Below are 24705 nucleotides of genomic sequence, written 5' to 3' on the forward strand. Positions count from 1 at the left end.
GTATTCGGGGCCCATGTTTGTGACGACTCTCTCCTCCGCCTTGCCGACGTTGTCTCGCGCCACCGCGCGGGGCGTGCTGTCGCGCGTGCGCGGCGTACGTTGGATCGTCACGATCTGGTGCCTGTTGTTTACGGTGTCGGTGTTCTCGGCCACGCACTTCCCAGATGGCCAGGCTGCGGACGACGCGCTGGAAGCCATCGAAGCCGTGGTCGACGACGTGCCGGGCGATGCGCTGCAGGCAGCCAAGCCCGGCAAGGGTTTCGAGCGCGCCATCAAGGTTGCGCTCGGTAAGGCGGTCAAGCAGCCCGGCCAGTGTTTCAGCGTTGAGCATTGGGTGGCGCATGCGTCCGATGCGCCGGACATGCCAACGAGCAGCGCCGCCGCCCCCGATCACCCCAGCGACGCGCCGGAACTCTGGCTGCCGCCGCCTCCCATGGCGTTGATGCCCGGCTTGCGTGTCGCGCGCGTCCGCGTCTCTCTTCCTCCGTTCCAGGCTGGCCCCACGCCGGCCCCCATGCTGCGTCCTCCCGCACGCGTCTGACTTCCGGCATGCGCCGGAAACCATCCCCTTGAGTTGCTAGTGCTGCGCCAACTGGTCTGTTGACCGGCTGCGCGCTCGCGCTTGCCTGTTCTTCTTTTTCAGGATGATTTCGGATGTTGTCCAATCAGGATGCGGCCACTCCGCGCCCCGCAGCCGGTGCGCGCGCGTCGCGACGTGCTGTTCTTTTCGCTGTGCTGGCCGCAATGGCCGTCCACGCCAATGCAGCGCCGCCAGTGCCTTCACCGCGTGGTGCCCAGACCGCCACTGCCCGCGCTGACGAGGCGCTTCCGCAGCCGCGCTACACCTTGCCGCAGTTGCTGGAGTTGGCCCGCGCCAACCACCCGGCGCTCGCCGCTTCGCAGGCGCAGGTGCAGGCCGCGCAGGCGGGCATTGCCACCGCGCGCGCCTGGCCCAACCCCGAGGTGGAAGCCATGGCCGGCCGCCAGCGTGCCCGCATGCCGGGTGCGGCGGAAGGCCGCACCAATAGCGTGTCGATCACGCAAAAGCTCGACTTGCCGTGGCAGCGCGCGGCCCGCACGCAAGCCGCCGATGCTGCGTACGAGGCGTCGCAGGCGACTGCCCGGTCGCAGGCACGTGACGTAGAGGCCGATCTCAAGCTGCGCTTCTACGACGTGGTGCGCCGCGAGGCCGAGCAGCGCAACGCGCGCGAAGACGTGACGCTGGTCGAGCAGATCCGCCGTGGCGTGGCCGTGCGTGTGGAAACCGGCGAGGCTCCGCGCTACGAACTCATCCGCGGCGACGCGGAGCTGCTCAATGCGCAGCGCAACGAGCAGGCCGCCGCACTGCGCGTGCAACAAGCGCTGGCTGAACTGCGCCGTGCCGTGGGCGCCGATCTACCGCTCACGTTCGACGTCGATGCCGGCACCGAGACGCCACCCGTGGCGCATCTGCCGCCCCTGGCCGATCTGGTCAGTACGGTCGTCGCCACCCATCCCGAATTGGAAGCCGATCGCGCCGCCCTGCGCGAGGCCGAAGCGCGTCTCGCGCACGAGCGCAGCCAACGCTGGCCGTCGCTCGCGCTGCGCGGATCGGTCGATCGCCAGCCCGATCTGCAGGACAGCCGCGTGGGCCTGGTGATGTCGATTCCGCTGTTCGACCGACGTGAAGGCCCGGTGGGCGAAGCGGTGGCTGCCCGCGAACGCGCTCGCGCCCTGTTGCGCGACCGCGAGTTGCGTGTGCGGCAGGCGGTGGAGTCCGCCTATCGCCAATACGAGATTGCAGAGTCGCAAGTCAGCGCGCTCGAATCCGGCGTCATCAAGCAGGCCGAATCGGCGCTGCGCGTGGCCGAAGCCGCATACCGCCACGGCGAGCGCGGCATTCTCGACTACCTCGATGCCCAGCGCGTCTTCCGCCAGGCACGCAATGACCTGATTGCCGCACGCGCAGACCTGCGCACCGCCGCCGTTGAACTCGACCGCCTGCGCCCGGAGGCCCAATGACACGCCCGAGCCATCGCGTTGCCTCCCGAACCCATGAATCCAGCCTCACCATGAACGCACCTGCTTCCTTCTCTTCTTCGATCCGGCTGGCCGGCGTTGCCCTTGCGGCGATGTTGTTGCTTGGCGCCTGCGGCAAAGACGCTGCCAACGATGCCAAGGCCGCGCAACAGGCCGTCGACCCGAATCTCGTGGTTGCACAACCCACGCTGGTGCAGCGCCTGAAAGTGGCGCCGGTGGGCAAGCAGCCGATTGCCGAGCGCTTGCGCGTGCCGGGGCAGATCGCGTTTGACGAACAGCGCGTGGCGCGTATCGGTGCCACCGTCACGGGCCGTGTGACCGAACTGGTCGCCACGCCAGGACAGAGCGTCAAGGCGGGCGACATCCTCGCGCAACTGCACAGCACGGAGCTTGGCGCCGCGCAGCTCGCCTATCAGAAGGCCGCCGCGCAGCGCGACTTGCAGGCGCGCGCCTTGGAACGCGCCAAGCTCTTGCTGGCCGCCGATGTGATCGGCTCGGCCGAATTGCAGAAGCGCCAGAGTGAACTGGCAATGGCCGATGCCGAAGTGCGCGCGGCCGTTGACCAACTGCGCGTGATGGGCGTGTCGCCTGGCACCCTGGCGAAGATGCGCACGGGCGGCATGTCGTCGATCTCGCCCGTGGTGGCGAGCATCAGCGGCACGGTGGTGGAGCGCAAGGTAACGCGCGGCCAGGTGGTGCAGCCGGCCGACGAGCTGTTCACCGTGGCCGATCTGTCGCGCGTGTGGGTGGTGGGCGAAGTGCCCGAAAACGCCGCTGCCGGCGTGCGCGCCGGCCAGGCCGTGGAGATCGACACCGGCGCGGGCGACCGCATTGTCGGCAAGCTGATCTGGGTGTCGGACATTGTCGACCCGCAAACGCGGACGGTCACGGTGCGCACAGAGGTGGACAACGCAGAGCGCACGCTCAAGCCGTCGATGCTGGCCACGCTGCTCATCCAGTCGCGGCCGGAGGAGCGTGTGGTGGTGCCGACGTCCGCCGTGGTGCGTGAGGACAACCGCGACTACGTATTCGTGCGCGCCAGCGAGACGAACTACCAGCTCACCCCAGTCAAGCTGGGCGATGAATCGAACGGTGTGCGCCCGGTCCTCTCCGGCGTGCAGGCCGGGCAGCTCATCGTCGTTGAAGGCGGCTTCCATCTGAACAACGAGCGCAAGCGCGCCGAGATGGAGGGCGCATGATCGACGCATTGATTCGCGGCGCGCTCAAGCAACGGCTCGTGGTGGCGGTGATTGCCGCTGTGCTGCTGTTCTTCGGGTTTGATGCCGCCCGCAAGCTGTCGCTTGACGCCTTTCCGGACGTGACCAACGTGCAGGTGCAGATTGCTACGGAGGCGCCGGGGCGCTCACCCGAAGAGGTCGAACGCTTTGTGACCGTGCCGGTGGAGATGGCGATGACCGGCCTGCCGGCGCTCACCGAGATGCGCTCGCTCAACAAGCCGGGCCTGTCGCTCATCACGCTCGTCTTTACCGACGAGACCGATGTGTACTTCGCGCGCCAGCTTGTGATGGAGCGGTTGATCGAGGTGCAGTCCCGCATGCCAGCGGGTGTGACGCCGGTGCTGGGCCCGGTATCGACGGGCCTGGGCGAGGTGTATCAGTACACGCTCGACAAGCCGGATGACGGCGACAAGGAACTCTCGGTGGAGGAACTCACCCAGCGTCGCATTGCGCAGGACTGGGTGGTGCGTCCGCTGCTTCGCTCCATTCCCGGGGTGGCGGAGATCAACTCGCAGGGCGGTTACGAGAAGCAGTATCAGGTGCTCGTCAACCCGGAACGCCTGCGCCACCACAACGTGACGGTCAAGCAGGTGTTCGAGGCGCTGGCCGCCAACAACGCCAACTCGGGTGGCGGTGTGCTGCCGCACTTCGCAGAGCAGTACCTGATTCGCGGCGTGGGCCTGGTGCGCGACACCAACGACATTGGCGCCATCGTGCTCAAGGAGGTCAACGGTACGCCGCTCACGATCCGCGACGTGGCTGAGGTGAAGATCGGCACGGCGGTGCGCGCGGGGGCGGTGGTCAAGAACGGCGTGACGGAATCCGTTGGCGGTGTGGTGATGATGATGCGCGGCGGCAACGCCAAGGAAGTCGTCGCCCGCATCCAGGACCGCGTGAAGGCCATCAACAACGACGGCATGCTGCCCGACGGCCTGAAGATCGTGCCGTATTACGAGCGTTCGGAGCTGGTCGATTCAGCCCTGCAGACCGTCATCAAGGTGCTGGCTGAAGGCGTGGTGCTGGTGGTGATCGTGCTGCTGCTGTTCCTGGGTGACATACGTTCATCGCTCATCGTGGTCGGCACGCTGATCCTCACGCCGTTGCTGACGTTCATGGCGATGAACAAGCTCGGCATCTCGGCCAATTTGATGTCATTGGGCGGGTTGGCCATCGCCATCGGCTTGATGGTCGATGGCTCCGTGGTCGTGGTGGAAAACGCCTTTGCGCACCTCGCCAAGCCGCGTGATCCGAACGAGAGCCGCGCCCGCATCATCCTGCATGCGGTGACGGAAGTGGCGACGCCCGTGATCTTTGGCGTGGGCATCATCATCCTGGTGTTCCTACCGCTGATGACGCTGGAGGGCATGGAAGGCAAGATGTTTGCGCCGCTGGCCTTCACGATTGCGATTGCGCTGTTCTTCTCGCTGGTGCTGTCGCTCACGCTGACCCCGGTGCTGTCGTCGTATCTGCTCAAGCCCAAAGCGCATAAGCACGTGGAAGGCGAACACAGCGATGACCCGCACGCCGAGCACGATGCACACGATACGTGGCTGATCCGCAAGATGAAGAAGCCGTATCTGCGCTTGCTGGAGCTGAGCCTGAACAACGGCCGCAAGACCGTCGTCGTGGCTGTGGCCGTGTTCCTGGCTACGGGTGCGCTGATGCCGTTCCTCGGCACGGCGTTCATTCCGGAGATGAAGGAAGGCTCGGTGGTGCCAGGCATCAACCGCGCGCCGAACATCTCGCTGGAAGAGTCGATCCGCATGGAGATGGAAGCCATGCGCCTGGTGATGCAGGTGCCGGGCGTGAAGTCGGCCGTCTCTGGCGTGGGCCGAGGCGAGTCTCCAGCCGATCCGCAGGGCCAGAACGAATCGACGCCGATCGTGTCGCTGAAACCGCGTGATGAATGGCCCAAGGGCTGGAACCAGGACGACATTGCCGAAGCGATGCGCAAGGCGCTGCAGGTGCTGCCCGGCGTGCAGATCGTCATGGCGCAGCCGATTTCCGACCGCGTGGACGAGATGGTGACCGGCGTACGTTCCGACGTGGCCATCAAGGTGTTCGGCGATGACCTGAACACGCTGCGCGAGAAGGCCGAGGCGATCGCCAAGGTGGCGCAGGGCATCCAGGGTGCACAGGACATGCGCGTGGAGCGGATCACCGGTCAGCAGTATCTGCAGATCGCGATCGACCGCCAGGCCATTGCGCGCCATGGTCTGAACGCGGCCGACGTGCACAACGTGATCGAAACCGCCATCGGCGGCAAGGAGGCCACGGAGATCTTCGAAGGCGAGCGTCGCTTCAGCGCGGTGGTGCGCCTGCCGGACGCATATCGCGGCAGCGTGGAGGCCATCCGCAACCTGATCGTGGCCGCACCCAATGGCGCACAGGTGCCGATGGAGAGCATCGCCCGCATCGATGTGACCGACGGCCCTGCGCAGATCAGCCGCGAGCTGGGCAAGCGCCGCGTGGTGGTGGGCGTGAACGTGCGCGACCGCGACTTGGGCGGCTTCGTGGCCGAGCTGCAGGCAGCCGTCGCACAGAAGGTCAAGCTGCCCGAGGGCTACTACCTGGAATGGGGCGGCCAGTTCCAGAACATGGAACGCGCCATGGGCCACCTGAAGGTGATCGTGCCGATTACGGTGGCCGCCATCTTCTTCCTGCTGTTCCTGCTCTTCAACTCGGTGCGCTACGCCACGCTGATCATTCTGGTGCTGCCGTTCGCTTCGGTGGGCGGGATCATCGGCCTGTTTGTCACGGGTGAGTACCTGTCTGTGCCGGCATCGGTGGGTTTTGTGGCGCTATGGGGCATCGCGGTGCTCAACGGCGTGGTCCTGGTCAGCACGATCCGCAGCCTGCGCGAGCAAGGCATGTCGGTGGAGGAATCGGTGCGGCTGGGCTCGCGCATGCGTTTCCGGCCCGTGATGATGACGGCCACGGTGGCCATGCTGGGCTTGATCCCGTTCCTGTTTGCCACGGGGCCGGGTTCAGAGGTGCAACGGCCGCTGGCCATCGTGGTGATCGGCGGTCTGTTGACTTGCACGCTGCTCACGCTGGTGATGCTGCCCACGCTGTACAAATGGTTTGATGAGGAGTCGAAGGCATGAAGGAAATCCGCATCGTAGTGCGCCCGCAATTGCTGGAGCGCATGCATGAAGCGCTGCGCAGTTGCCCGGGGTTTCCCGGTATGACGGTGGCCGAAGTGAATGCCTATCCGCCAACGGCTTCGCAGGCTGGCGCGCATTCCATCAAGGAAGACCTGACGGAGTTTGTGCCGCGCGTACGCATCGAGATCGTGGCCTCCGATGCGCTGGCCGGCGTGCTGTTCGAAAGCGCCGTCAAGGTGCTGGAACACGGCCAGACCGGTGACAGCGCCATCTGGATGACCAATGTGATTCAGGCCACCTTCCTGCATCGCACGGGTTGAAGATCGTGTGATGCGCACATGAAAAACGGCGGACCATGTCCGCCGAAAATCAGGAGCCAACGTTGCAGCGGGCTGCTTCCCAAGACACACGGGAAGCGGCCCGCTTGCTTTGGTGCTTACCGCTTGATGTCGGTCAGATGCTTCATGAGACCTTCGTAGCGGAACTTGTGGATCGGGCGATCCATGTTCTGCATCTGTTGCAGCTGCACCGCTTGCGGACGCAGCGAGCCCGTCGGCGTCACAGCCTGTGCACGCAGCGTTGCGACGGCCGGCTGCATGTTCTGGATGCCGACGATCTGGTCATACAGCGCCTTGTCGATGATCTGCGCGTTGTACAGCTGCGTTGCATCGCCGGCGATGTTGGTCGTCGTCGCCTTGTTGGTGATGGTGCCGGCCTGCGCCAGCAGCGCACTCCACAGCGTCGGGCTGTAGTTGGTCACGTAGTAGTCCAGGCCCGTGGGGTTCGCCAGCACGGCCGAGCAGGTCGGCAGCGTGACCTGTGCGGTCTGCTGATCCAGCACCACCGTCTGCGTCTGCGCCAGCCCTTCGCCGTAAGCGATCGTGAGCGGAATATTCCACTGATAGCCGGAATAGACGTTCTTGTTCGGGAACGCCTTCTGCGTGATCGTCAGTACGTTCTGGTTGGTGGCCGGGTTGCACTGCGCGTCGATGCTGACGAGCGGCACGCCCGTCTGGCGCACAAAGCTGTCGCCCACCTTGCCGACAGGCTTGCCGCTGGCGGCTTCAAGCTCTGCCCACAGGCGCGGCGGTGTGCCGTTGCCGAACTTGTACTTGTTCAGGTAGCTCTGCAGTCCCTTGCGCATGGCGTCCTTGCCGACGTAGTTCTCGATCATCTGCAGGACATGGCCGCCCTTGTTGTAGGCAAAGCGGTCGAGGAAGTCCATCGAGCCGGCATCACTCAAGTTGTGCTGCACCGGCACCGAGGTCGGCTGCAGGTCGAGCGTGTAGACGCGCTGCTTGACGGCCGCATAGTCGGCCCACGTGTTGCCCTGGAACTCCGGGTGCAGTGCGATCTTGGTGACGTTCTCGAACCAGTTGGCAAAGGATTCGTTCAACCAGATGTCGTCCCACCAGTCCAGCGTGACGAGGTCGCCAAACCATTGGTGCGCCAGTTCATGCGACACCACAACGAACGAGCGGGCCTTGCCCATCGAGTGGACGGTCGTCGGTGCGCCATCGGGCGGCACCAGCACCTGGTCGGCAAATTCGAAGATGGCGCCCCAGTTCTCCATGCCGCCAAAGCCGGCATTCTTGTTGTCGTAGCTGTCGTTGGCGACGATGGTGTCCATCTTGTCGAACGGCAGCGGGATCTGGAAGTAGTTGTAGTAGTGGTTCAGCGCTTCCTTCGTGAACTGCATGCCGGCCACCGCCGAGTGCGCCTCGCCGGGCGGTACCCACCAGCGCAGGCGCATGCTGCTGCCATCGAGCGGGTTGGTGAACTGGTCTTCCAGGATGTCGAACTTGCCGCCGCCGAAGAACAGCAGGTACGCCGGCATCGACGGTGTCTTGGCAAACGACACCTGCTGATAGCCGTCCGGCAGCTTGGTGGCGCCCGTCTGCCTGCCGTTGGCCACGGCCTTCCAGTCGCCCGGAATTTCCGCCGTCACCTCGAAGGTGTTGCGGAAGGCCGGCTCATCCCAGCTCGGGAACCATTCGCGCGCAAAGTTCGATTCGCCCTGCGTGACGATGGCGTCGGAACTCTCGCCCGTTGCCGCCTGCAGGCCCAGCTTGAAGATGCCTTCGGCCTTGGTGAAGTTGATCGTGCCCGTCCATTCCATGTGCAGCACGTAGTTGCCGGGCTTGATGTCTCCGGTCGGGTCGCGCAGGTCGTAGAAGGCCCCTTGCGATTGCGGAATCGGCACCAGCACGCGCGATGCACCGCCGCCCGAGGTGGGCGTGAGCGTCAGGCGCGAGGCGTCGAGCTTCAGGTCACGCACGGCCAGCGTCACGGCGCCGGTCTGCTTGGTGACCTTGATCTCCACGTCGGCGCGGCCCGAGAAGCTGTTCAGGTCTGCGCTCGGGCGGAACCACAGTTTGTAGTTGACGGGCTTGATGTAGTCCGGCAGTTCAACCGGGGGCACCGATGCGTCGACGGCCGGCGCCTGCGCATTGGTGTTGCCGGTATTGGTATTGCCCTGCTGCTGCGAGCCGTTTGCGTCCAGCTTGCCGCCGGACGGGGTCAGCGCGTCATCTCCGCCGCCGCCGCATGCGGCCAGAATCAGCGCGGCCGCAGCCTGGGCCACGAGTGCCAGCTTGAACGAGCGACGTGTCCGGGCGCTGTGCGCGCGTCCGGTGCGTGTCGTGGCCGTACGACGGAAGGTTGTCGAATCCCGCATTGCATTTCTCCTGAGGTGGAAACGAATCGGCGGCCCAGGGCTCAAAAGAAAAGTGGGGGGCAGGCCGCAGAATCGGGACAAGGAATTACCCGCTTCTTGCGCGGTGCAAATCACAGCCCGCGCACGGGATGCACGGATTCTGGAGGAAACGGCCTGCGAATCGAGACGAAGTTTTTTAAATCACGTGCAAGAGAATGCGCCGGGGGCTTTGCAGTTTTCTGTATGCCTATCTGCAAAGCTGCGGCTGCTTTCCGGGGTGAAGGGCGACTTCTGCAAAGCGCGTTGAAAAAATGAAATGCGCTTCGCGATTCGTGAAAATATCTTAAAAATCGAAACGGATATTTTTACAACGCCAGATAAAGCAAAACTAAATACGGAGTGGGATTCGAAAATCGCGCTGGGGAACTTTCCCCGTATTCGGCAAGGTATTGCGCTGCAGCAGTTGATCAGGGTCGTCTGCCTGGGGGTAATCCTTCCGGATGAGGCCGGCGCTGTGCGCGGTGTTACACAAAACCGGTACGCTCGCAAGGTTCGCAAAGTGTTTTCTGTCTTCCGTAGAGCGATTCATGCAATCCGCGTCCGATAGCGTCAGCAGCCCGGCGGCTGTGGGTGTCAACCTGATCGACTTCTTCGATGTCACGCCCACGTCATTGTGGCTGGAGGACTACAGCGATCTGCACCGCCTCTTCGCCCAATGGCGCGCCGCCGGCGTGACCGATCTGCAGCGCTTTCTGGAAGAAGACGTCTCACGCGTGGCGGCGTGTTCGGCCTGCATCAAGGTGCTGCGCGTGAACCGGCGCACGTTGTCCATGTACGCCGCCCCGGATGCCGAGACCCTGACCGCGCGCCTGGCAGACGTGCTGCGCGACGACATGCTCGAAGCCCACGTGGGCGAACTCGTGCAGCTTTGGTCGGGCGAGTCGTCGTTCGAGAGCCGCAGCGTCAACTACACGCTCGACGGCCGCCGTCTGGACATCCTGCTCAAGGGCGTGGTCCTGCCCGACCACGAGCAGCCGTGGGACCGCGTGCTGGTGGCCGTGGACGACATCACCGAACTCGAAGACGCCCGCCGCCGCGTCGCGGCCAGCCAGCTCTACGCGCGCGGCGTGTTCGAGCACGCGCCTGTGTCGCTGTGGGTGGAAAACTTCAGCACCATCAAGATGCTGCTGGACGAAGTGCGCATGCAGGGCATTACCGACTTCCGCACCTTTACCGACGTGCACCCTGAGTTTGTCGAGCGCTGCATGCAGGAAATCCAGGTGCTCGACGTCAACGGCTTCACGCTGGAGATGTTCAAGGCGCGCAACCGTAACGACTTGCTGGGCCGCTTGCCGGAAGTCTTTCGCGACGACATGCGCTCGCACTTTCGCGAGCAGTTGATCGACCTGTGGGACGGCAGGCTGTTCCAGCAGCGCGAGGTCATCAACTATGGGCTCGATGGCAACCCGCTGAACATCCACCTGCAGTTCTCCGTCTTCCCCGGTCGCGAGAGGGATTGGGACATGGTGCTGCTGGCGCTGACCGACATCACGGCGCGCAAGAAGGCCGAGTCGTACCTCGAATATCTGGGCAAGCACGACGTGCTGACCAAGCTGAAGAACCGCTCGTTCTACGTGGACGAGATCAACCGGCTGGAGCGCAAGGGCCCGTTCCCGGTCACGGTCATCATGATCGACCTGAACGACTTGAAGAGCGTGAACGACCAGCTCGGCCACGCCGCAGGCGACGCGCTGCTAAGGCGCGCCGGCGAGGTGCTCGGCAAGGCCATCGACAAGCCCGCACACGCCGCGCGCATTGGCGGCGATGAGTTTGCCGTGCTGCTGCCCGGCGCCGACGCACAGGCCGGTGCGGCACTGGTGGAAAGCTTGCGCAAGCTGGTGGAACTCAACAACCAGTTCTATCCGGGCGCGGTGCTCGGCTTTTCCATGGGTTGCGCCACCTGCCACGAAGGCGGGCGCCTGGAAGAAACGCTGCGCGAAGCCGATGTGGCCATGTACGAAGACAAGCGGGTGCAGCACGAAGGCAGACGCCCGGCATAACCGCGGCGTCCCACCTCTTCAGGAGCCAGCCGGTGCAAAGAACCGCTCGTGCAGTTCTCCCAGTCCCAGCGTGCTGATCACCTCGTTCAGCCGCTCGGTCGGGCGGCGGCGCGGCAGGTCTTTGTACTGCGCGATGATCAGCTCGTTCTTCATCGAGTGTTCCCACCCGACGAGTTCCGTTACGCTAACCTGATAGCCGTGCGCTTCAAGCTGCAGGCAGCGCAGCACGTTGGTGACCTGGCTGCCGAATTCACGCGTGTGCAGCGGGTGGCGCCAGATTTCCGTGAGCGCATTGCCGAGCGACTTGCCCTTGTTCTTGCGCAGCACGCCGGCCACCTCCGCCTGGCAACACGGCACCAGCACGATGTACTGCGCATGCTTTTCGAGCGCGAAGCGGATCGCGTCGTCCGTGGCGGTATTGCACGCATGCAATGCGGTCACGATGTCGATGGTGGGCGGCAGTCGGTCAGACGTAATCGACTCGGCCACCGACAGGTTCAGGAACGACATCCCCTTGAAGCCGAGCCTCGCGGCAAGTTCGGTCGACTTGGTGACCAGCTCTTCGCGCGTCTCAATGCCGTAAATGTGGGACGTGCCATCGCCCGGCTGTTCCTTGCAGAACAGGTCGTACAGGATGAAGCCGAGGTACGACTTGCCCGCGCCGTGATCGACGAGCGTGACGTGCCCCTTGGCTTGCTGCACGTCGGCCATCAGCGGCTCGATGAACTGGTACAGGTGATAGACCTGCTTGAGCTTGCGGCGGCTGTCCTGGTTCATCTTGCCGTCGCGCGTCAGGATGTGCAGTTCCTTGAGCAGCTCGATCGACTGGTTGGGGCGGATTTCGTGGGTCTTGTTGGACATCGTCAGGACAGCCTGGGCGACATGTCGCACGGAAGGGGATCGGTGCGGCGGCGCGGAGAAAAAGCGGAAAGAGGGCGCCAGTTTACCGAAAAGCGCAGTGGGCGACGGCAAGCGCACGTCAGTGGCCGCCACCCGCGGCCTCGTTTGCCCGCGCTCGGGCAGGATGTGACAATAGCGCCCCGCTTGTCTGTCCCGCATGAACCCGTCCACCCCGCATGTCAGAAACACCTAACGCTCCTCTCGTTGCCGTGATCGGTGCCGGCCCTGCCGGGCTGATGGCCGCTGAAGTCCTGTCGCGCAACGGCGTGCGTGTGGAAGTGTTCGATGCCATGCCTTCGGCCGGGCGCAAGTTCCTGCTGGCGGGCATTGGGGGGATGAACATCACGCATTCGGAACCGATCGACGTGTTTCTCGGGCGCTATCGCACGCGGCGCGAGGCGCTGGCGCCGTTCATTGGCCGCTTCAGCCCGGACGCTCTGCGTGCGTGGATCCATGGGCTTGGCATCGACACGTTTGTCGGCAGTTCGGGGCGGGTGTTTCCGACCGAGATGAAGGCCGCGCCCTTGCTGCGCGCATGGCTGCACCGGCTGCGCGAGGCGGGCGTGCAGTTGCACATGCGGCATCGCTGGGTAGGGTGGGCAGAACCGTCGGACCACGCGCAGGTGCTGCGCTTTGAAACCACCGATGTTGAACGGCTGGTGCAAGCCGACGCTGTGGTGCTGGCCATGGGCGGCGGCAGTTGGCCGCGCCTGGGCTCCGACGGCGCCTGGGTGCCGTTGCTGGTGGCGCGCGGCGTGCAGGTGCAGCCATTGCAGCCTGCCAACTGCGGGTTTGATGCCGATTGGAGCGCGCATTTCCAGGAGCGCTTTGCGGGGCAGCCGGTCAAGTCGGTCGCCATCGGTTTGCCGTCGGGCAATGAGGGTGCGCTGCAATTCCGCCAGGGCGAGTTCGTCGTCACGCAGACCGGCATTGAAGGCAGCCTCGTCTATGCGTTGTCAGCCCCGATTCGCGATGCGCTGGCCGCCGAGGGCAGTGCGACGATCTGGCTTGACCTTGCGCCAAGCTGGAGCGCGCAACGTGTGAGCGATGAACTGATGCGCCCGCGCGGCGCGCGTTCGATGTCGAGTCATCTGCAAAGCAAGCTGAATATCACGGGCGTAAAGCTCGGCCTGCTGCGCGAGTGCCTGAGCAAGGAGGCGTTTGCCGATCTTGCGCAACTGGCCAAGGCCATCAAGGCGTTGCCGTTGCGGCTCACACGCACTCGGCCCATCGACGAGGCGATCAGCACCGCAGGCGGCGTGGCGTTCGAAGCGCTGGATGCAAAGCTGATGATCGAGCGGCTGCCGGGCGTGTTCTGCGCCGGCGAGATGCTCGACTGGGAGGCACCGACCGGCGGCTATCTGCTGACGGCGTGCTTCGCGAGCGGCGCCGCTGCAGGGCAGGGCGCGCTCGACTACCTGGCGAAGATGGCGCGCTGAATTGCTGGCCTATTGGCGCGCCTTCAAGCGCCACAACGATGTCACCTCGGCAACACGGGCGCGATAGAGCGGGTCGTTCTCATCGGACGCCTTCGGGTGCTTCGGCTTGATGTCTTCCCGGCCCACAACCTGCAGGCCGGCAGCGTCGATCATGGCCAGCAGGGCATCGCGCGTGCGCAAGCCCAGGTGCTCGGCAAAGTCCGACAGGATCAACCAGCCTTCGCCGTTGGGCTCCAGGTGGGCGGCCAGCCCGTCCAGGAAGCCGCGCAGCATGCGGCTGTCAGGGTCGTAAACGGCGCGCTCGATGGGCGAGCTTGGCCGCGCGGGCAGCCACGGCGGGTTGCACACGATCAGCGGGGCACGCCCTTCGGGAAACAGATCGGCCTCAACAATATCGACCTGGGTTTGCAGCCCAAGGCGCGCCACGTTCTCACGGGCGCAGGCCAGGGCACGCGGGTCCTGGTCCGTGCCGATGACGCGCTTCACGCCGCGTTTGGCCAGCACCGCTGCCAGCACCCCCGTACCCGTGCCGATATCGAATGCCAGCGCTTTTGAAGGCAACGGCGCCTTCGCCACCAGTTCGATGTATTCCCCGCGCACGGGCGAGAACACGCCGTAGTGCGGGTGAATGCGTTCACCACCGAGCGCGGGAATCTCGACACCTTTCTTGCGCCACTCATGCGCGCCGATCAGGCCCAGCAGCTCACGCAGCGAGACGACGGAAGCGGCGTTGCTCGTGTTGTAGGCCTCCGTGCAGGCCTCGCGCATGTCCGGGGCGCGGCGCAGCGGGATCGTGTAATCCGCATCCAGCGGAATCAGCAGCATGCCGAGCGTGCGGGCGCGCTGCGATTGCGCCTGCCGGTGCAGGTTGAACGCATCGATGGGCGAGGTGGGTTCCTTGCGTGCCTTGCCGGGTTTGCGATCGGTGCGGCGGGACATCGCCTGGAGCAGTTGGCGCGCGTTCTGGAAATCGCCCTGCCAGAGCAGTGCGGTGCCTTCGCACGCGAGGCGGTAGGCGGCATCGGCGGTGGTCCGATCGTCGGCGATGACCACGCGCTTGGGCGGCGGATTGCCGGCTTCGGAGCGCCAGAGGGCGGTATGGACGGCGTCGCTGCTGGCTTCAGGGCGGTCGTCGGTCCAGGTCAGGGTGGGGTGGTCGGTCACGGGGGAAATGGGCGGAAGGCGGGGGAGGGTGCGGTCGTGGGCGACACGATACCGCTGTCGGCGTGATCGCACAAATGTGGGCGGGCGACCCGAGCGTCGCTGCACTGACGCGGTTTCGATGGGGCCTGTGTCAGAAAAAGTTTAATGCCGGGCTATGCGCCTGAGGATGTTGGCCGGTATCGGCGGCGAGCGATGGATCGCTGTGATTCTTCGGGCGAAGTGATTCTTCTGCCACCCAAAGACGCCAGTCCGACCCGGCAGGCAGTGTAAACTCCAGCCTTTTTTCGGCACTCGTAGCATGGCGCACGTCCAGCAACGCAGGGCGCTCAGCGCCCCTGCGCTGATCCGCATTCTTGCTCGCCTGGCGGACGTCGACGTTTCCGCATCCGCGCAGCCGCTTTCCGACCGGTTGAGCCAATGGCTCAGTTGGACGGATGCCATCACGCTGTCGTCGGCATTGAGCGCGGCACCGCCGGCCAGTGCCTCCAGCACGCGGCCTGTCGGTCCCGACGCCGAGACCATCGGCAGCCGTGTCCGTGCGGCGCTGACGAGATCCATCGCGTTCAGTTGCGCGCCAGAGACGAGGCCTGGGCCACGCGCGCCGATTCAGAACCCATCGGTACCGTTGGTGGTCGACTATGCCGATTTTCGGCAGCGCTATGTGTTGATGCAGCAGACCATGGAACTGGAGATCGGCGACCTGCGTGCCCGTCTGCGTCGCCTGCTGGCTGCCAGGACGCCCGACCTCGCGCGGCTTGCGGTGCTGGATGCCAGCATGGAGCAGGCGCTCGCCGGCCGCGAACGTTCGTTGCTGGGGGCCATTCCGTCGATGCTGGGGCCGTACTTCGAGCGCTTGCGCGCGGCTGAGCAGCAGCGGCAGGCCGAGTTGCCCGCAGAGGGCCAGGCCACCCCATCCACATCCCGCGCCTGGCTGGACGCGTTCCGCAAGGATATGCAGAGCGTGCTCCTGGCCGAGCTTGATGTTCGTTTTCAACCGATCGACGGGTTGCTCGCAGCCCTTCGCCCCCGCTAAGCGGGACAGACACCATTCATGTCCAGACTTCACCTGAATCTCATCGTTTTCTTTGTCGGGCTGGCGGCCTTGGGGTGGATTGCCGGCGGCTACGTCGTCGGCGGAAACCTGCTGGCGCTGGCGGTCACGCTCGTGATCGGTGCCGTCTATGTAACAGGCGCGCTCGAGCTGCGCCGCTATCGCCAGGCCACGGGCACGGTCACGCAGGCCGTGGGGGGGCTGACCGAGCCACCGGCCAATCTGGCGGCGTGGCTGGAGCCACTGCACCCCAGCGTGCGCAATGCCGTGCGCCTGCGCGTGGAAGGCGAGCGCGTTGTGCTGCCTGCGCCCGCGTTGACACCGTATCTGGTGGGCTTGCTGGTGCTGCTCGGTATGCTGGGCACGCTGCTCGGTATGGTGGTGACGCTCAAAGGCACAGGTGCGGCGCTGGAGAGCGCGACGGATCTGCAGGCGATCCGCGCATCGCTGGCCGCCCCGATCAAGGGGTTGGGATTCTCGTTCGGTACCTCGATTGCCGGTGTGGCGACATCCGCCATGCTCGGGTTGCTCTCGGCGCTGTGCCGGCGCGAGCGGCTGCAGGCAGTCCAGGCGCTCGACACGAAGATCGCGACCACGCTGCGCATCTATTCGCACGCGCATCAGCGTGAAGAGACGTTCAAGCTTCTGCAGCGGCAATCCGATGTGATGCCCGCACTGGTTGACCGGTTGCAGGCGATGATGGCGTCGCTGGAGCAGCAGAGTGCGGCCAGCAGCGAGCGACAGATCACCGCCCAGCAGGCATTTCTCGACAAGACGGAAGCCGCCTACAGCCAGCTTGCATCCTCGGTGGGCCAGTCGTTGAAAGACAGCGCATCGGAGAGCGCCCGCGTTGCGACCGCCGCCCTGCAGCCTGTGGTGGAAACGACGATGGCGGGGCTCGCCCGTGAATCGGCGGCGCTGCAGGAAACGGTCACGCACGCGGTGCAGCGTCAGCTGGATGGCCTGTCGACCCGCTTTGAAGCCACGGCCGAGACGGTTTCCGGCATCTGGAACAACGCCCTGTCGGCGCATCAACGTTCCAGCGAAGCCCTGGTTGGCCAGGTTGGGACCTCGCTCGACCGGTTTGCTGAAACATTCGAGCAACGCTCGGCCCGGTTGCTCGATGGCGTAACCGACCGCCTGAACGCCACGGCGGGCGGCTTGTCCACCGCTTGGGCAGATGCGCTTGCCCGCCAAGATCAGGCCCACGCCGAACTGGCCGCCCGGAACCAGCGCGCGCTGGAGGCCGCTGCCGCCACGTTCGAGCAACACGCCGTGTCGTTGCAAGACGCGTCGCGCCAGTCGCATACGGCGCTGCAAGCCGCACTGGAAGCACGCGACGCGCAACGTCTGGCGGTCTGGACCGAGGCGCTCGGCGCCACGGGCGAGAAGCTGAGCGAGGCGTGGGAGAAAGCGGGCGCCGATACGGCAAATCGTCAGCAAGACATCTGCAATGCGCTGGCGCAGACCGCACGCGATATCGCTTCGCAGCAGGACGCATCGCGCCAATCGCATGCCACGCTGCAAGCTGCGCTGGAAGCGCGCGACGCCCAACGTCTGGCGGCCTGGACCCATGCACTCGGCACGATGGCCGCCAAGCTGAGCGAGGCGTGGGAGACGACAGGCGCCGATACCGCGAGCCGTCAGCAACAGATTTGCGACGCACTGGCGCAAACCGCGCGCGATATCTCCGCGCAAACCCAGGCGCATGCCAACAACACGATCGGCGAGATTTCTCGCCTGGTGCAGGCCGCATCGGAAGCGCCCAAGGCGGCAGCGGAAGTGGTGGCCGAGCTGCGCCAGAAGCTGTCCGACAGCATGGTGCGCGATACCGCGATGCTGGACGAGCGTGCGCGCCTGCTGGGCACGCTGGAAACATTGCTCGACGCCGTCAACCATGCGTCGACCGAGCAGCGCACGGCGGTGGATGCGCTGGTGGCAACGTCGGCGGATCTGCTGGAGCGCGTGGGCGTGCGGTTTACCGATCGGGTGGAGGCCGAGACCGGCAAGCTTGGCGCGGTGGCTGCGCAGGTAACCGGCAGCGCGGTCGAGGTGGCGAGCCTGGGCGAGGCCTTTGGTGCGGCTGTGCAGCTGTTTGGCGAATCGAACGACAAGCTTGCGGCACAGCTTCAGCGCATCGAAGCCGCGCTCGACAAGTCGCTCACCCGCAGCGACGAACAGCTTGCCTACTACGTGGCGCAGGCGCGTGAGGTGATCGACCTGAGCATGCTGTCTCAGAAGCAGATCCTGGAAGACCTGCAGCGGCTGGGTGATCAGCGCGCGCTGGCCGGGACCGAAGCGGCATGAACGACGAGATTGACGGTGGCATCGACGCCACAGCGCCGGTCTGGGCCGCGTTTGGCGATCTGATGTCGGTGCTGCTTGGTGCGTTCGTGCTGATCCTGGTGGGCGTGATCGGCGTGCAGCTGGAGCTGTCGTCCAAGCTGGAGAACGAGGTCAAGCAGCGCGAGGCCGAAGCGCAGCGCCGCAAGACGCTGGAGCAGGCGCTTGCAGGCCCGCTGGCGGCGGGGCGCGTGACACTCGTCAACGGGCGCATTGGCATCAATGGCAATGTGCTGTTCGCGATCAACTCCGACCAGCTGCAGCCCGAGGGCCGCGCGCTGATGAAGAGCCTGGCGGGACCGCTGGCCGCGTATCTCACATCGCGTGAAGAGATCCTGATGGTGAGCGGCTTTTCTGACGACCAGCAGGTGCGTGCTGGCAACCGCCTGTTTGCAGATAACTGGGAGCTGTCCGCCAAGCGCGCACTGACCGTAACGCGCGCGCTGATTGACGAAGGCATTCCCGCGTCGAGCGTGTTTGCGGCAGCGTTTGGTTCGCAGCAGCCGGTGAGTTCCAATGCAGACGACGTCGGGCGCGCCAAGAACCGGCGGGTGGAGATCGCGCCTGTTCCAAGGCAGGCCGCTTCCAACGGTGGACGCCGTGAGCCGCACTGATTTGCCCACGCAAGCCACGCTCGACAGTTGGCGCGCAAGTGGCGCGGACCGCCTGGACCGCGTGCGCTTTTGCTTTATCGAAGCGCTGCATCGGCGCACGGCCGATCAAACCGGCGAGGCGCGGCGCATTCTCGATGCGCGGCTGGGCGCGCTGATGGCAGCCTACGCAGAAGACGTCGATCGCGCGACGGTGATGTCCGATGCGACCGGCGCAGAGGCACCTTCCGGCAGCGTGCTGTCCGAACTGCTGCGTGATATTGCCAACCGTGAACGCACGGATGTCGTGAGCGCTGCGGACGGCGGTCCGGGGCATCATCTGCACGCATTGCCGGAACTGAAGATTCTCGAAGACGTGCGGGACACCTGGTCCCGCGTCAGCGCCGAGAAACAGTTGCGCGATGCGTTGGACAAGGTGCCGGTGAATGCCGGTCCGCTGAATTCGAGCAGTCTTGTGCACCGATCATTGCTATTGATGCGCGAGGTGTCCCCCGATTATCTGCGGCAGTTTTTGTCGTATGTGGACGCGCTTTCGTGGCTGGAGCGCATGAGCGGGGACGGCCCCTTCGTTGGCCAGGACGCTGCCCGCGGCGGCGGCAAGGCCGCGCGGGGCAAGGCGCGCTAGCCGTCACAGCAGTAAATCCTTTGAAAGGCGACATAGGTTAACAAACGATCACCGTTGAAATGAGATAGATCGGTATATTTTCATTTCAGCGATGTGCCGCTGCGCCGGATGAGGCGCGGCTGGATTCCAAAATCCGTTTGTTTCTCTGCCGAGGTGAACTGATGAAAACCGTTGCGCTCATTGCGCTGACTTGTGTTGCGCTCACGGCTTGTGGTGGTGGCGATTCGTCCTCCACGGTAGCGACCGGCTCCGGGTCGGGTTCCGGTACTGGTGCAGGCACGGGTTCGGGTTCGGGCTCGGGATCCGGCAGTGGTGGTGGCACCTCAGGCAGCACGCTGACGTTGCGCTACGAAGCGCTGACGCCCGCACCCGACGCAGCGAGTTTTCTGACGCAGGTGAATGCTGAAGGCGCAAAGGGCTTCCGCTATCTGAGCGATATGTTCAACGCAACGACCAACACGACGAGTTCGATCTTCGTCAACGACGGCGCTGCGCAAACGTATACGTACGAACTGGCCGCGGCGCAGACGACTCAGTCGACCTTCATCGCGCAAGCAAACGGCGAGGGCGCGCGCGGCTACCGCTTTGAAGGGCCGCTGACATACGGAAACCTCTATCGCAAGGATGGCGGCTCGTCAGCGACTTACACCTACGTGGCCGCTGCTTGGCCGACGAGTCAGGCAGCGTTTCTCACACAGGCGAACGGCCAGGGGCAGTCGGGCTATTGGCTGGTGGGCCCGATCATGCTGGGCTCGACCAGCGCGAGCCTGTACATGAAGAACAACGCGTCCAGCGCGACGTATACGTACGACGCGCTGGCGCCGCAGGCCAGCGCGGCGAGTTTCCTCGCACAGGCAAATAGCGAAGGCGCCAAGGGCTATCGCGGGAAGGGCGAGTTGGCGTTCGGCACCGATGTGGCCTGGATCTACGTGAAGGATCAGACGCAATCGCCGACGTTTACGTATCAGTCGGCCGCCATGCAGGCGAGCAGCGCGGCGTTCGTGCAGCAGTCGAATACCCTCGGCGCGCAGGGCATCGCCTACTTTGGCGACCTCGCGCTCGGGACGGCTGCGTCGTATTACTTCCAGCCCACGAACTGCGCGGGGTTCTTGTGCACGGCACTTAACCCGCTGACACAGAACTGAGCCTCACTTCCGGTTAGTCCAGCCGGCAGACACGCAAAAAAAAAGGGAGCCGAAGCTCCCTTTTTTTGTGGCTGCGCTCAGCCGTTGATGGCTGCGTCCTTGACCTTCTTCAGGGCGCGGACCTTGACACGCACAGTTGCCGGTTTGGCTTCGAACCACTGGTCCACGCCAGTAAAGGGGTTCTTGCCGAAGCGGCGCTTGGTTGCCGGCACCTTGACCGACGTCACCTTGAACAGGCCCGGCAGCGTGAATTCACCGGCGCCCTTCTTGTGCAGCGAAGCCACGATGGTGTTCTCCAGATGGAGCAGCACCGCCTTCACCGCCTTGGCGTCGACGGCAGCTTGTTCAGCCAGATGGCTCACCAGGCTGGCCTTGGTGAACGTGTCCTTCAAAGGCTTGAGGGTCGGCGTCGTTGCGGCAGGCTTCTTTGCCGGAGCGGCCTTCTTAGCCGGCGAGGCCTTCTTTGCAGCGGTCTTGGCAGCGGTCTTGGTTTTGGTGGCCATAGTGAGAATAGATGGTTGAGTAAAGTTGACCATTCAATGGAAGCAACGCTGTGCAGCGCGCTTCGAGCAAGCATAGCAAAGGTTCAGCGCCGTTGAGGTGTTATCTCCACTGTCCGGTGGGCAGGGAACGCTTATTGCATGCGGTTTGGGGCGTCCATCAACCAGATCAAGCGTGCCAAGTTCAGCACAAGCATGGCCCAACGAAAATCGTCGCGTAGCGTGGTGAGCCCCAAGAATCGCGCGCCCGTGCTCACCCGGCTGCGTCAATCCAAGATGACGCGCTCGACCCATGCGTACGTTCGCGGCAGTACCGTGAGGTTTTACGAGTGGTTGAGCGAGGTGCAGCCGCACACGTTCCCAGAAGGGCCCATCATCTGGATTTGCGGCGATTGCCATGTCGGAAACCTTGGCCCCGTTGGCGATGCCTCTGGCGCCACGCACATACAGATCCGGGATATGGACCAGACCGTACTGGGCAATCCCGCGCACGACTTGATTCGGCTTGGCGTGTCGCTGGCGACGGCCGCTCGCGGGTCGGACCTGCCCGGCATCGTGACCGCACGCATGGTGGAAGCGCTGATGGCGGGCTACCTGCACGGTATCGATCCGGATGCGGCGGCGCACCTGCCGCCGCGCCCCGCGTCCGTGCGCACGGCCATGAAGGCAGCGACAGCGCGCACGTGGAAAGAACTGGCCAAGGACCGGCTCGACGGCACGTCCCCCACCATTCCTCTCGGGCGCCATTTCTGGCCGCTCTCTCGCGAGGAACGGCGCGAACTGAAACAACTCGTGAGCCAGCACGAAGTGCTTGCCCTGGTGGCGCGCCTTTACGAAATGCCTGGGGAAGCCTCCGTCAGCATCGTCGATGCGGCGTACTGGGTCAAAGGCTGCAGCTCGCTCGGGCAGCGGCGCTATGCCGTCTTGCTGGCAGTCGACCAGGATCGCGGGCCGCGGTATCGGCTGATCGACATCAAGGAGGCGGGAAAAGCCGCAGCGCCCAGTGCCTGCGCACGCGATATGCCCCGGATCAACGGCGAGCGCGTGGTCACGGGCGCGCGTCGTCTCTCTCCCGACCTGGGTGATCGCATGGCATGGGGACGCATGCTCGGCAGCAGCTTTTTCATGCGTGAGCTTCAACCGCAAGATATGAAGCTGTCCGTCGACAAGCTGGAGCACAAGGACGCCACGGTATTGGCTGCGTATCTGGGCAATGTCGTAGGCCTAGCACACGGCAGCCAGATGCCGCGCGATGTCGCCATGGCCTGGCACCGCGAGCTGGAGGCGCGTCACGGACGTTCCATCAATGCGCCGTTCTGGCTGTGGTCTTCAATTGTCGATCTGCTCGGGCTGCACGAGCGCCAGTATCTTGAGCACTGTCGTGCCTGGGCTGATTGATCCGATGCGCTGTCACGCATCCATCCGCAGGCACAAACGCTGCTTGCGAGGCATTCAGACCATCGCAAGTCATCCATGGCGATGGCGCTGGGCTGCTCGGGTACGCAGCCAAGACATCAAGGAGACGCGCGATGTATGTGGTGATGGGTGCAACCGGACACGTGGGGGGCGCCGTTGCGCAAACGCTGCTGGCGAGCGGGGAGCAGGTGACGATCCTGACCCGGAGGCCCGAGCGCGCAGGTCGCTGGCGGGACAAAGGTGCATCGGTCGCGATGGCCGACGTGGAGGACGTCGATTCGTTAAGGGCGGCATTCCGGCGCGGGCGGCGCGCATTCCTCCTCAACCCGCCTGCCGATATTGCCGGCGACACCGATGCGGCGGAGCGCCGGACGATCGCCAACATTCTCGCGGCACTGGAGGATTCAGGGCTGGAGAAGGTGGTGGCCGCGTCAACCTATGGCGCGCGCCCCGGGCAGGGCATCGGCGACCTGACGACGTTGTGGGCGTTGGAGGAGGGCTTGCGTCGCCAGCCAATCCCGGCCGCAATCAATCGTGGCGCCTATTACATGACCAACTGTGCCGGCCTGCTTGAGACAGTTACGCAGACGGGCAAGCTCCCGAGCATGTTCCCCGCCGACATGCCGATGCCGATGGTGGCACCGGCCGACCTGGGCGAGGCAGCGGCGGCGCGGCTCCTGACACCAGTGGAAGACGTGGGCGTGCGCTATGTGGAGGGCCCGCAGCGCTACACACCGCAGAATGTTGCACAAGCCATGGCGCGCACGCTTGGCCGTGGTGTGGCGGTGGAAGTTGCGCCACGCGACCGTTGGGAAACGATCTACAAAGGGCTCGGCTTCTCTGATGAAGCTGCCCGCGCCTACGTACGGATGACCGCCGTGACTCTGGACGAGGGTTTCGACATGTTGAGCGACGTTGTGCGCGGCCATGTCTCATTGGCAGATTTCATCGCAGCGGCGGTAGTGCAGGCGGCGCTCGCATGATCAGGCCGCCGAAATGAGCGCCGTCGCACATTGCTAGGCGACGAGATGGGCAAGCAGCGCACAGTTCAACCCCGCCACCAGCACGGCGCCCACCGCAGCCAGCACTACCAGACCGTGACCGGCTGCATGCTGTCCCATCAAGTCGGGCCGGCGCGCCAACCAGATCAGCGCTGCCATGGGAAACGGCACCACCATGCTCAGAACGACTTGGCTCAGCACGAGGGCGCGCGTGACATCCATACCCGCCCCGATGACGATGAACGCAGGCACCATGGTGATCAGCCGGCGCATCCACACCGGCAAGCGCGCACGCAGGAAACCCTGCAGTACCATCTGCCCCGCCAGTGTGCCGACCACCGAGCTGGACAACCCCGACGCGATCAGCCCAACCAGAAACACCAGCCCGGCTGATGCCCCGAACAGCGGCGCCAACGTGACATAGGCATCCTCAATGCCGGCCACCTCCGCATGTGCGCCGTGAAACGCGCCCGCTGATACCACCACCATGGCGAGATTGATGCAGCCGGCAGCGGCTAGCGCGGCCACCGCCTCGCGGTTGGAATACCGAAGCAGTTGCGACGTCTCCGATGCACTGCGTGGGCGTACACGCGCATTGACCAGCCCCGAGTGCAGAAAGAGCGCGTGCGGCATCACCGTGGCCCCAACAATGCCCGCCGCCACCATGAATGCATCGGGTGGAAGTGCTGTGGGGACCAGGGTTTGCCGAAGGGCGGCCGTCCACGAAACAGGCAAGATCCACACTTGGATGATGTAAGAGATACCGATCACGGCCACCAGCGCGCCGATCATCAGCTCGACATGGCGGAACCCGCGCGCCTGCAGCATCAGCAGCAGATAGGTCAGCACACCGGCGACAACCATGGCGTGCAGCAACGGCATTCCCGTCAGGAGCGCGATGCCGACAGCGGCACCGACGAACTCCGCAAGGTCGGTCGCCATGGCCGCAAGCTCGCTGAGCAGCCACATGCCAAGGCCGGCAGGTGCCGGCAAATGCGTGCGACAGAGCTGCGCCAGATTCTGGCCCGTCACAATGCCCACCCGTGCAGAGAGCATCTGGAAGAGCATCGCCACCAAGCTGGACGCGAGCACAACCCAGAGCAACTGATACCCGTATCGCGCACCGGCTTCAATGCCGGTGGCGATGTTGCCCGGGTCGGTATACGCAACTGAAACCACCACGGCCGGGCCCACAAACGGGATGCACGTGCGCCAACCGCGTCGCCGGCCTTCCAGCGCTTCGCGTGCGTGGGCGACGACGCATCGCGATGCAGAAGAGGTGTCGCGTTCAAGCGCGAGAGTGTCGTCCATGGAATCTCCGGGATAGGTAGCGCAGGGCCCTTCGCAACGCGCGTACCTGATTGCGCGCAGGGCAAGCGTGCGGCGTGCGATGGAACGGGTGTTGCGGAGAAGGGACGCGCCATGAAGGC

20 protein-coding genes are annotated in these 24705 nt (G+C 64.8%); 15 read left to right on the top strand and 5 right to left on the bottom strand.

Annotated elements, in window-relative coordinates; genetic code table 11:
- Window positions 1-13: 13 nt before the first annotated feature.
- From ACU8YE_RS15280 to ACU8YE_RS15300, 5 genes are all read left to right on the top strand, one after another.
- The gene (locus tag ACU8YE_RS15280) at window positions 14-541 is read left to right on the top strand and encodes a hypothetical protein (RefSeq protein ID WP_232039132.1); all 528 of its coding nucleotides are present in this window, start codon (window positions 14-16) and stop codon (window positions 539-541) included.
- A gap of 113 nt (window positions 542-654) precedes the next feature.
- A complete protein-coding gene (locus tag ACU8YE_RS15285) occupies window positions 655-2001 on the top strand; it encodes a TolC family protein (RefSeq protein WP_446929074.1) in 1347 nt (448 codons plus the stop codon).
- On the top strand, window positions 1998-3218 hold the full coding sequence (locus ACU8YE_RS15290) for an efflux RND transporter periplasmic adaptor subunit (protein WP_446929075.1): 1221 nt from the start codon (window positions 1998-2000) through the stop codon (window positions 3216-3218). The genes ACU8YE_RS15285 and ACU8YE_RS15290 overlap by 4 nt, the downstream gene beginning before the upstream one ends.
- The gene (locus tag ACU8YE_RS15295) at window positions 3215-6364 is read left to right on the top strand and encodes an efflux RND transporter permease subunit (protein ID WP_414562609.1); all 3150 of its coding nucleotides are present in this window, start codon (window positions 3215-3217) and stop codon (window positions 6362-6364) included. The genes ACU8YE_RS15290 and ACU8YE_RS15295 overlap by 4 nt, the downstream gene beginning before the upstream one ends.
- Complete coding sequence (locus tag ACU8YE_RS15300; RefSeq protein ID WP_446929076.1) at window positions 6361-6684, top strand: P-II family nitrogen regulator; 324 nt, start codon at window positions 6361-6363, stop codon at window positions 6682-6684. The genes ACU8YE_RS15295 and ACU8YE_RS15300 overlap by 4 nt, the downstream gene beginning before the upstream one ends.
- Window positions 6685-6800: 116 nt before the next feature.
- Here ACU8YE_RS15300 and ACU8YE_RS15305 read toward each other — a convergent pair whose 3' ends face one another.
- A complete protein-coding gene (locus ACU8YE_RS15305) occupies window positions 6801-9041 on the bottom strand; it encodes a M1 family aminopeptidase (protein ID WP_440475901.1) in 2241 nt (746 codons plus the stop codon).
- A 295-nt stretch (window positions 9042-9336) separates the two neighbouring features.
- On the opposite strand from ACU8YE_RS15305, the gene ACU8YE_RS15310 reads away from it, so the two are divergent.
- Together ACU8YE_RS15310 and ACU8YE_RS15315 are read left to right on the top strand one after the other, a co-directional pair.
- On the top strand, window positions 9337-9627 hold the full coding sequence (locus ACU8YE_RS15310) for a hypothetical protein (RefSeq protein ID WP_316871689.1): 291 nt from the start codon (window positions 9337-9339) through the stop codon (window positions 9625-9627).
- Window positions 9608-11080, top strand: coding sequence for a diguanylate cyclase domain-containing protein (locus ACU8YE_RS15315; RefSeq protein WP_440475900.1), 1473 nt, complete (start codon window positions 9608-9610; stop codon window positions 11078-11080). The genes ACU8YE_RS15310 and ACU8YE_RS15315 overlap by 20 nt, the downstream gene beginning before the upstream one ends.
- An 18-nt stretch (window positions 11081-11098) precedes the next feature.
- Here the strand turns inward: ACU8YE_RS15315 and ACU8YE_RS15320 are convergent, their stop codons facing one another.
- Window positions 11099-11941, bottom strand: a complete 843-nt coding sequence (locus tag ACU8YE_RS15320) for a methyltransferase (protein ID WP_440475899.1) — start codon at window positions 11939-11941, stop codon at window positions 11099-11101.
- A 215-nt stretch (window positions 11942-12156) separates the two neighbouring features.
- Here ACU8YE_RS15320 and ACU8YE_RS15325 point away from each other — a divergent pair, with 215 nt between their 5' ends.
- Window positions 12157-13419, top strand: coding sequence for a TIGR03862 family flavoprotein (locus tag ACU8YE_RS15325; RefSeq protein WP_446929077.1), 1263 nt, complete (start codon window positions 12157-12159; stop codon window positions 13417-13419).
- A gap of 9 nt (window positions 13420-13428) precedes the next feature.
- Here the strand turns inward: ACU8YE_RS15325 and ACU8YE_RS15330 are convergent, their stop codons facing one another.
- Window positions 13429-14583 (bottom strand): methyltransferase, encoded by a 1155-nt coding sequence (locus ACU8YE_RS15330; protein WP_446929078.1) that lies wholly within the window; start codon window positions 14581-14583, stop codon window positions 13429-13431.
- A gap of 298 nt (window positions 14584-14881) precedes the next feature.
- Here ACU8YE_RS15330 and ACU8YE_RS15335 point away from each other — a divergent pair, with 298 nt between their 5' ends.
- The 5 genes from ACU8YE_RS15335 to ACU8YE_RS15355 all read left to right on the top strand — a co-directional run bounded on the left by ACU8YE_RS15335 (window position 14882) and on the right by ACU8YE_RS15355 (window position 20358).
- Window positions 14882-15616 carry a DUF3348 domain-containing protein gene (locus tag ACU8YE_RS15335; protein ID WP_446929079.1) on the top strand — a complete coding sequence of 245 codons (735 nt, stop codon included), beginning with the start codon at window positions 14882-14884 and terminating at the stop codon, window positions 15614-15616.
- Between the two features lie 18 nt (window positions 15617-15634).
- Complete coding sequence (locus ACU8YE_RS15340; RefSeq protein ID WP_446929080.1) at window positions 15635-17941, top strand: DUF802 domain-containing protein; 2307 nt, start codon at window positions 15635-15637, stop codon at window positions 17939-17941.
- The gene (locus tag ACU8YE_RS15345; RefSeq protein WP_206274768.1) at window positions 17938-18591 is read left to right on the top strand and encodes an OmpA family protein; all 654 of its coding nucleotides are present in this window, start codon (window positions 17938-17940) and stop codon (window positions 18589-18591) included. Before ACU8YE_RS15340 ends, ACU8YE_RS15345 begins: the two co-directional genes overlap by 4 nt.
- Complete coding sequence (locus tag ACU8YE_RS15350) at window positions 18569-19213, top strand: DUF2894 domain-containing protein (RefSeq protein ID WP_394372419.1); 645 nt, start codon at window positions 18569-18571, stop codon at window positions 19211-19213. Before ACU8YE_RS15345 ends, ACU8YE_RS15350 begins: the two co-directional genes overlap by 23 nt.
- Window positions 19214-19374: 161 nt before the next feature.
- On the top strand, window positions 19375-20358 hold the full coding sequence (locus ACU8YE_RS15355) for a hypothetical protein (RefSeq protein WP_316871680.1): 984 nt from the start codon (window positions 19375-19377) through the stop codon (window positions 20356-20358).
- A gap of 77 nt (window positions 20359-20435) precedes the next feature.
- Here ACU8YE_RS15355 and ACU8YE_RS15360 read toward each other — a convergent pair whose 3' ends face one another.
- Window positions 20436-20861, bottom strand: a complete 426-nt coding sequence (locus ACU8YE_RS15360) for an HU family DNA-binding protein (protein WP_232039144.1) — start codon at window positions 20859-20861, stop codon at window positions 20436-20438.
- 192 nt (window positions 20862-21053) lie between these two features.
- Here ACU8YE_RS15360 and ACU8YE_RS15365 point away from each other — a divergent pair, with 192 nt between their 5' ends.
- Complete coding sequence (locus ACU8YE_RS15365) at window positions 21054-22256, top strand: DUF2252 family protein (protein ID WP_322018527.1); 1203 nt, start codon at window positions 21054-21056, stop codon at window positions 22254-22256.
- A 143-nt stretch (window positions 22257-22399) separates the two neighbouring features.
- Window positions 22400-23257, top strand: a complete 858-nt coding sequence (locus tag ACU8YE_RS15370; RefSeq protein WP_446929108.1) for an NmrA family NAD(P)-binding protein — start codon at window positions 22400-22402, stop codon at window positions 23255-23257.
- Window positions 23258-23290: 33 nt separating this feature from the next.
- On the opposite strand, the gene ACU8YE_RS15375 is transcribed toward ACU8YE_RS15370, so the two are convergent.
- Complete coding sequence (locus ACU8YE_RS15375) at window positions 23291-24586, bottom strand: Nramp family divalent metal transporter (RefSeq protein WP_260803198.1); 1296 nt, start codon at window positions 24584-24586, stop codon at window positions 23291-23293.
- Between the last annotated feature and the right edge of the window lie 119 nt (window positions 24587-24705).

This window comes from Ralstonia sp. VS2407 (genome assembly GCF_052950655.1).

What these genes read in the sequence shown, in the direction of transcription:
- ACU8YE_RS15280 (WP_232039132.1), top strand. Translation starts at nt 14, where the DNA reads ATGTTTGTGACGACTCTCTCCTCCGCCTTGCCGACGTTGTCTCGCGCC.
- ACU8YE_RS15285 (WP_446929074.1), top strand. Translation starts at nt 655, where the DNA reads ATGTTGTCCAATCAGGATGCGGCCACTCCGCGCCCCGCAGCCGGTGCG.
- ACU8YE_RS15290 (WP_446929075.1), top strand. Translation starts at nt 1,998, where the DNA reads ATGACACGCCCGAGCCATCGCGTTGCCTCCCGAACCCATGAATCCAGC.
- ACU8YE_RS15295 (WP_414562609.1), top strand. Translation starts at nt 3,215, where the DNA reads ATGATCGACGCATTGATTCGCGGCGCGCTCAAGCAACGGCTCGTGGTG.
- ACU8YE_RS15300 (WP_446929076.1), top strand. Translation starts at nt 6,361, where the DNA reads ATGAAGGAAATCCGCATCGTAGTGCGCCCGCAATTGCTGGAGCGCATG.
- ACU8YE_RS15305 (WP_440475901.1), bottom strand. Translation starts at nt 9,041, where the DNA reads ATGCGGGATTCGACAACCTTCCGTCGTACGGCCACGACACGCACCGGA.
- ACU8YE_RS15310 (WP_316871689.1), top strand. Translation starts at nt 9,337, where the DNA reads ATGCGCTTCGCGATTCGTGAAAATATCTTAAAAATCGAAACGGATATT.
- ACU8YE_RS15315 (WP_440475900.1), top strand. Translation starts at nt 9,608, where the DNA reads ATGCAATCCGCGTCCGATAGCGTCAGCAGCCCGGCGGCTGTGGGTGTC.
- ACU8YE_RS15320 (WP_440475899.1), bottom strand. Translation starts at nt 11,941, where the DNA reads ATGTCCAACAAGACCCACGAAATCCGCCCCAACCAGTCGATCGAGCTG.
- ACU8YE_RS15325 (WP_446929077.1), top strand. Translation starts at nt 12,157, where the DNA reads ATGTCAGAAACACCTAACGCTCCTCTCGTTGCCGTGATCGGTGCCGGC.
- ACU8YE_RS15335 (WP_446929079.1), top strand. Translation starts at nt 14,882, where the DNA reads ATGGCGCACGTCCAGCAACGCAGGGCGCTCAGCGCCCCTGCGCTGATC.
- ACU8YE_RS15340 (WP_446929080.1), top strand. Translation starts at nt 15,635, where the DNA reads ATGTCCAGACTTCACCTGAATCTCATCGTTTTCTTTGTCGGGCTGGCG.
- ACU8YE_RS15345 (WP_206274768.1), top strand. Translation starts at nt 17,938, where the DNA reads ATGAACGACGAGATTGACGGTGGCATCGACGCCACAGCGCCGGTCTGG.
- ACU8YE_RS15355 (WP_316871680.1), top strand. Translation starts at nt 19,375, where the DNA reads ATGAAAACCGTTGCGCTCATTGCGCTGACTTGTGTTGCGCTCACGGCT.
- ACU8YE_RS15360 (WP_232039144.1), bottom strand. Translation starts at nt 20,861, where the DNA reads ATGGCCACCAAAACCAAGACCGCTGCCAAGACCGCTGCAAAGAAGGCC.
- ACU8YE_RS15365 (WP_322018527.1), top strand. Translation starts at nt 21,054, where the DNA reads ATGGCCCAACGAAAATCGTCGCGTAGCGTGGTGAGCCCCAAGAATCGC.
- ACU8YE_RS15370 (WP_446929108.1), top strand. Translation starts at nt 22,400, where the DNA reads ATGGGTGCAACCGGACACGTGGGGGGCGCCGTTGCGCAAACGCTGCTG.
- ACU8YE_RS15375 (WP_260803198.1), bottom strand. Translation starts at nt 24,586, where the DNA reads ATGGACGACACTCTCGCGCTTGAACGCGACACCTCTTCTGCATCGCGA.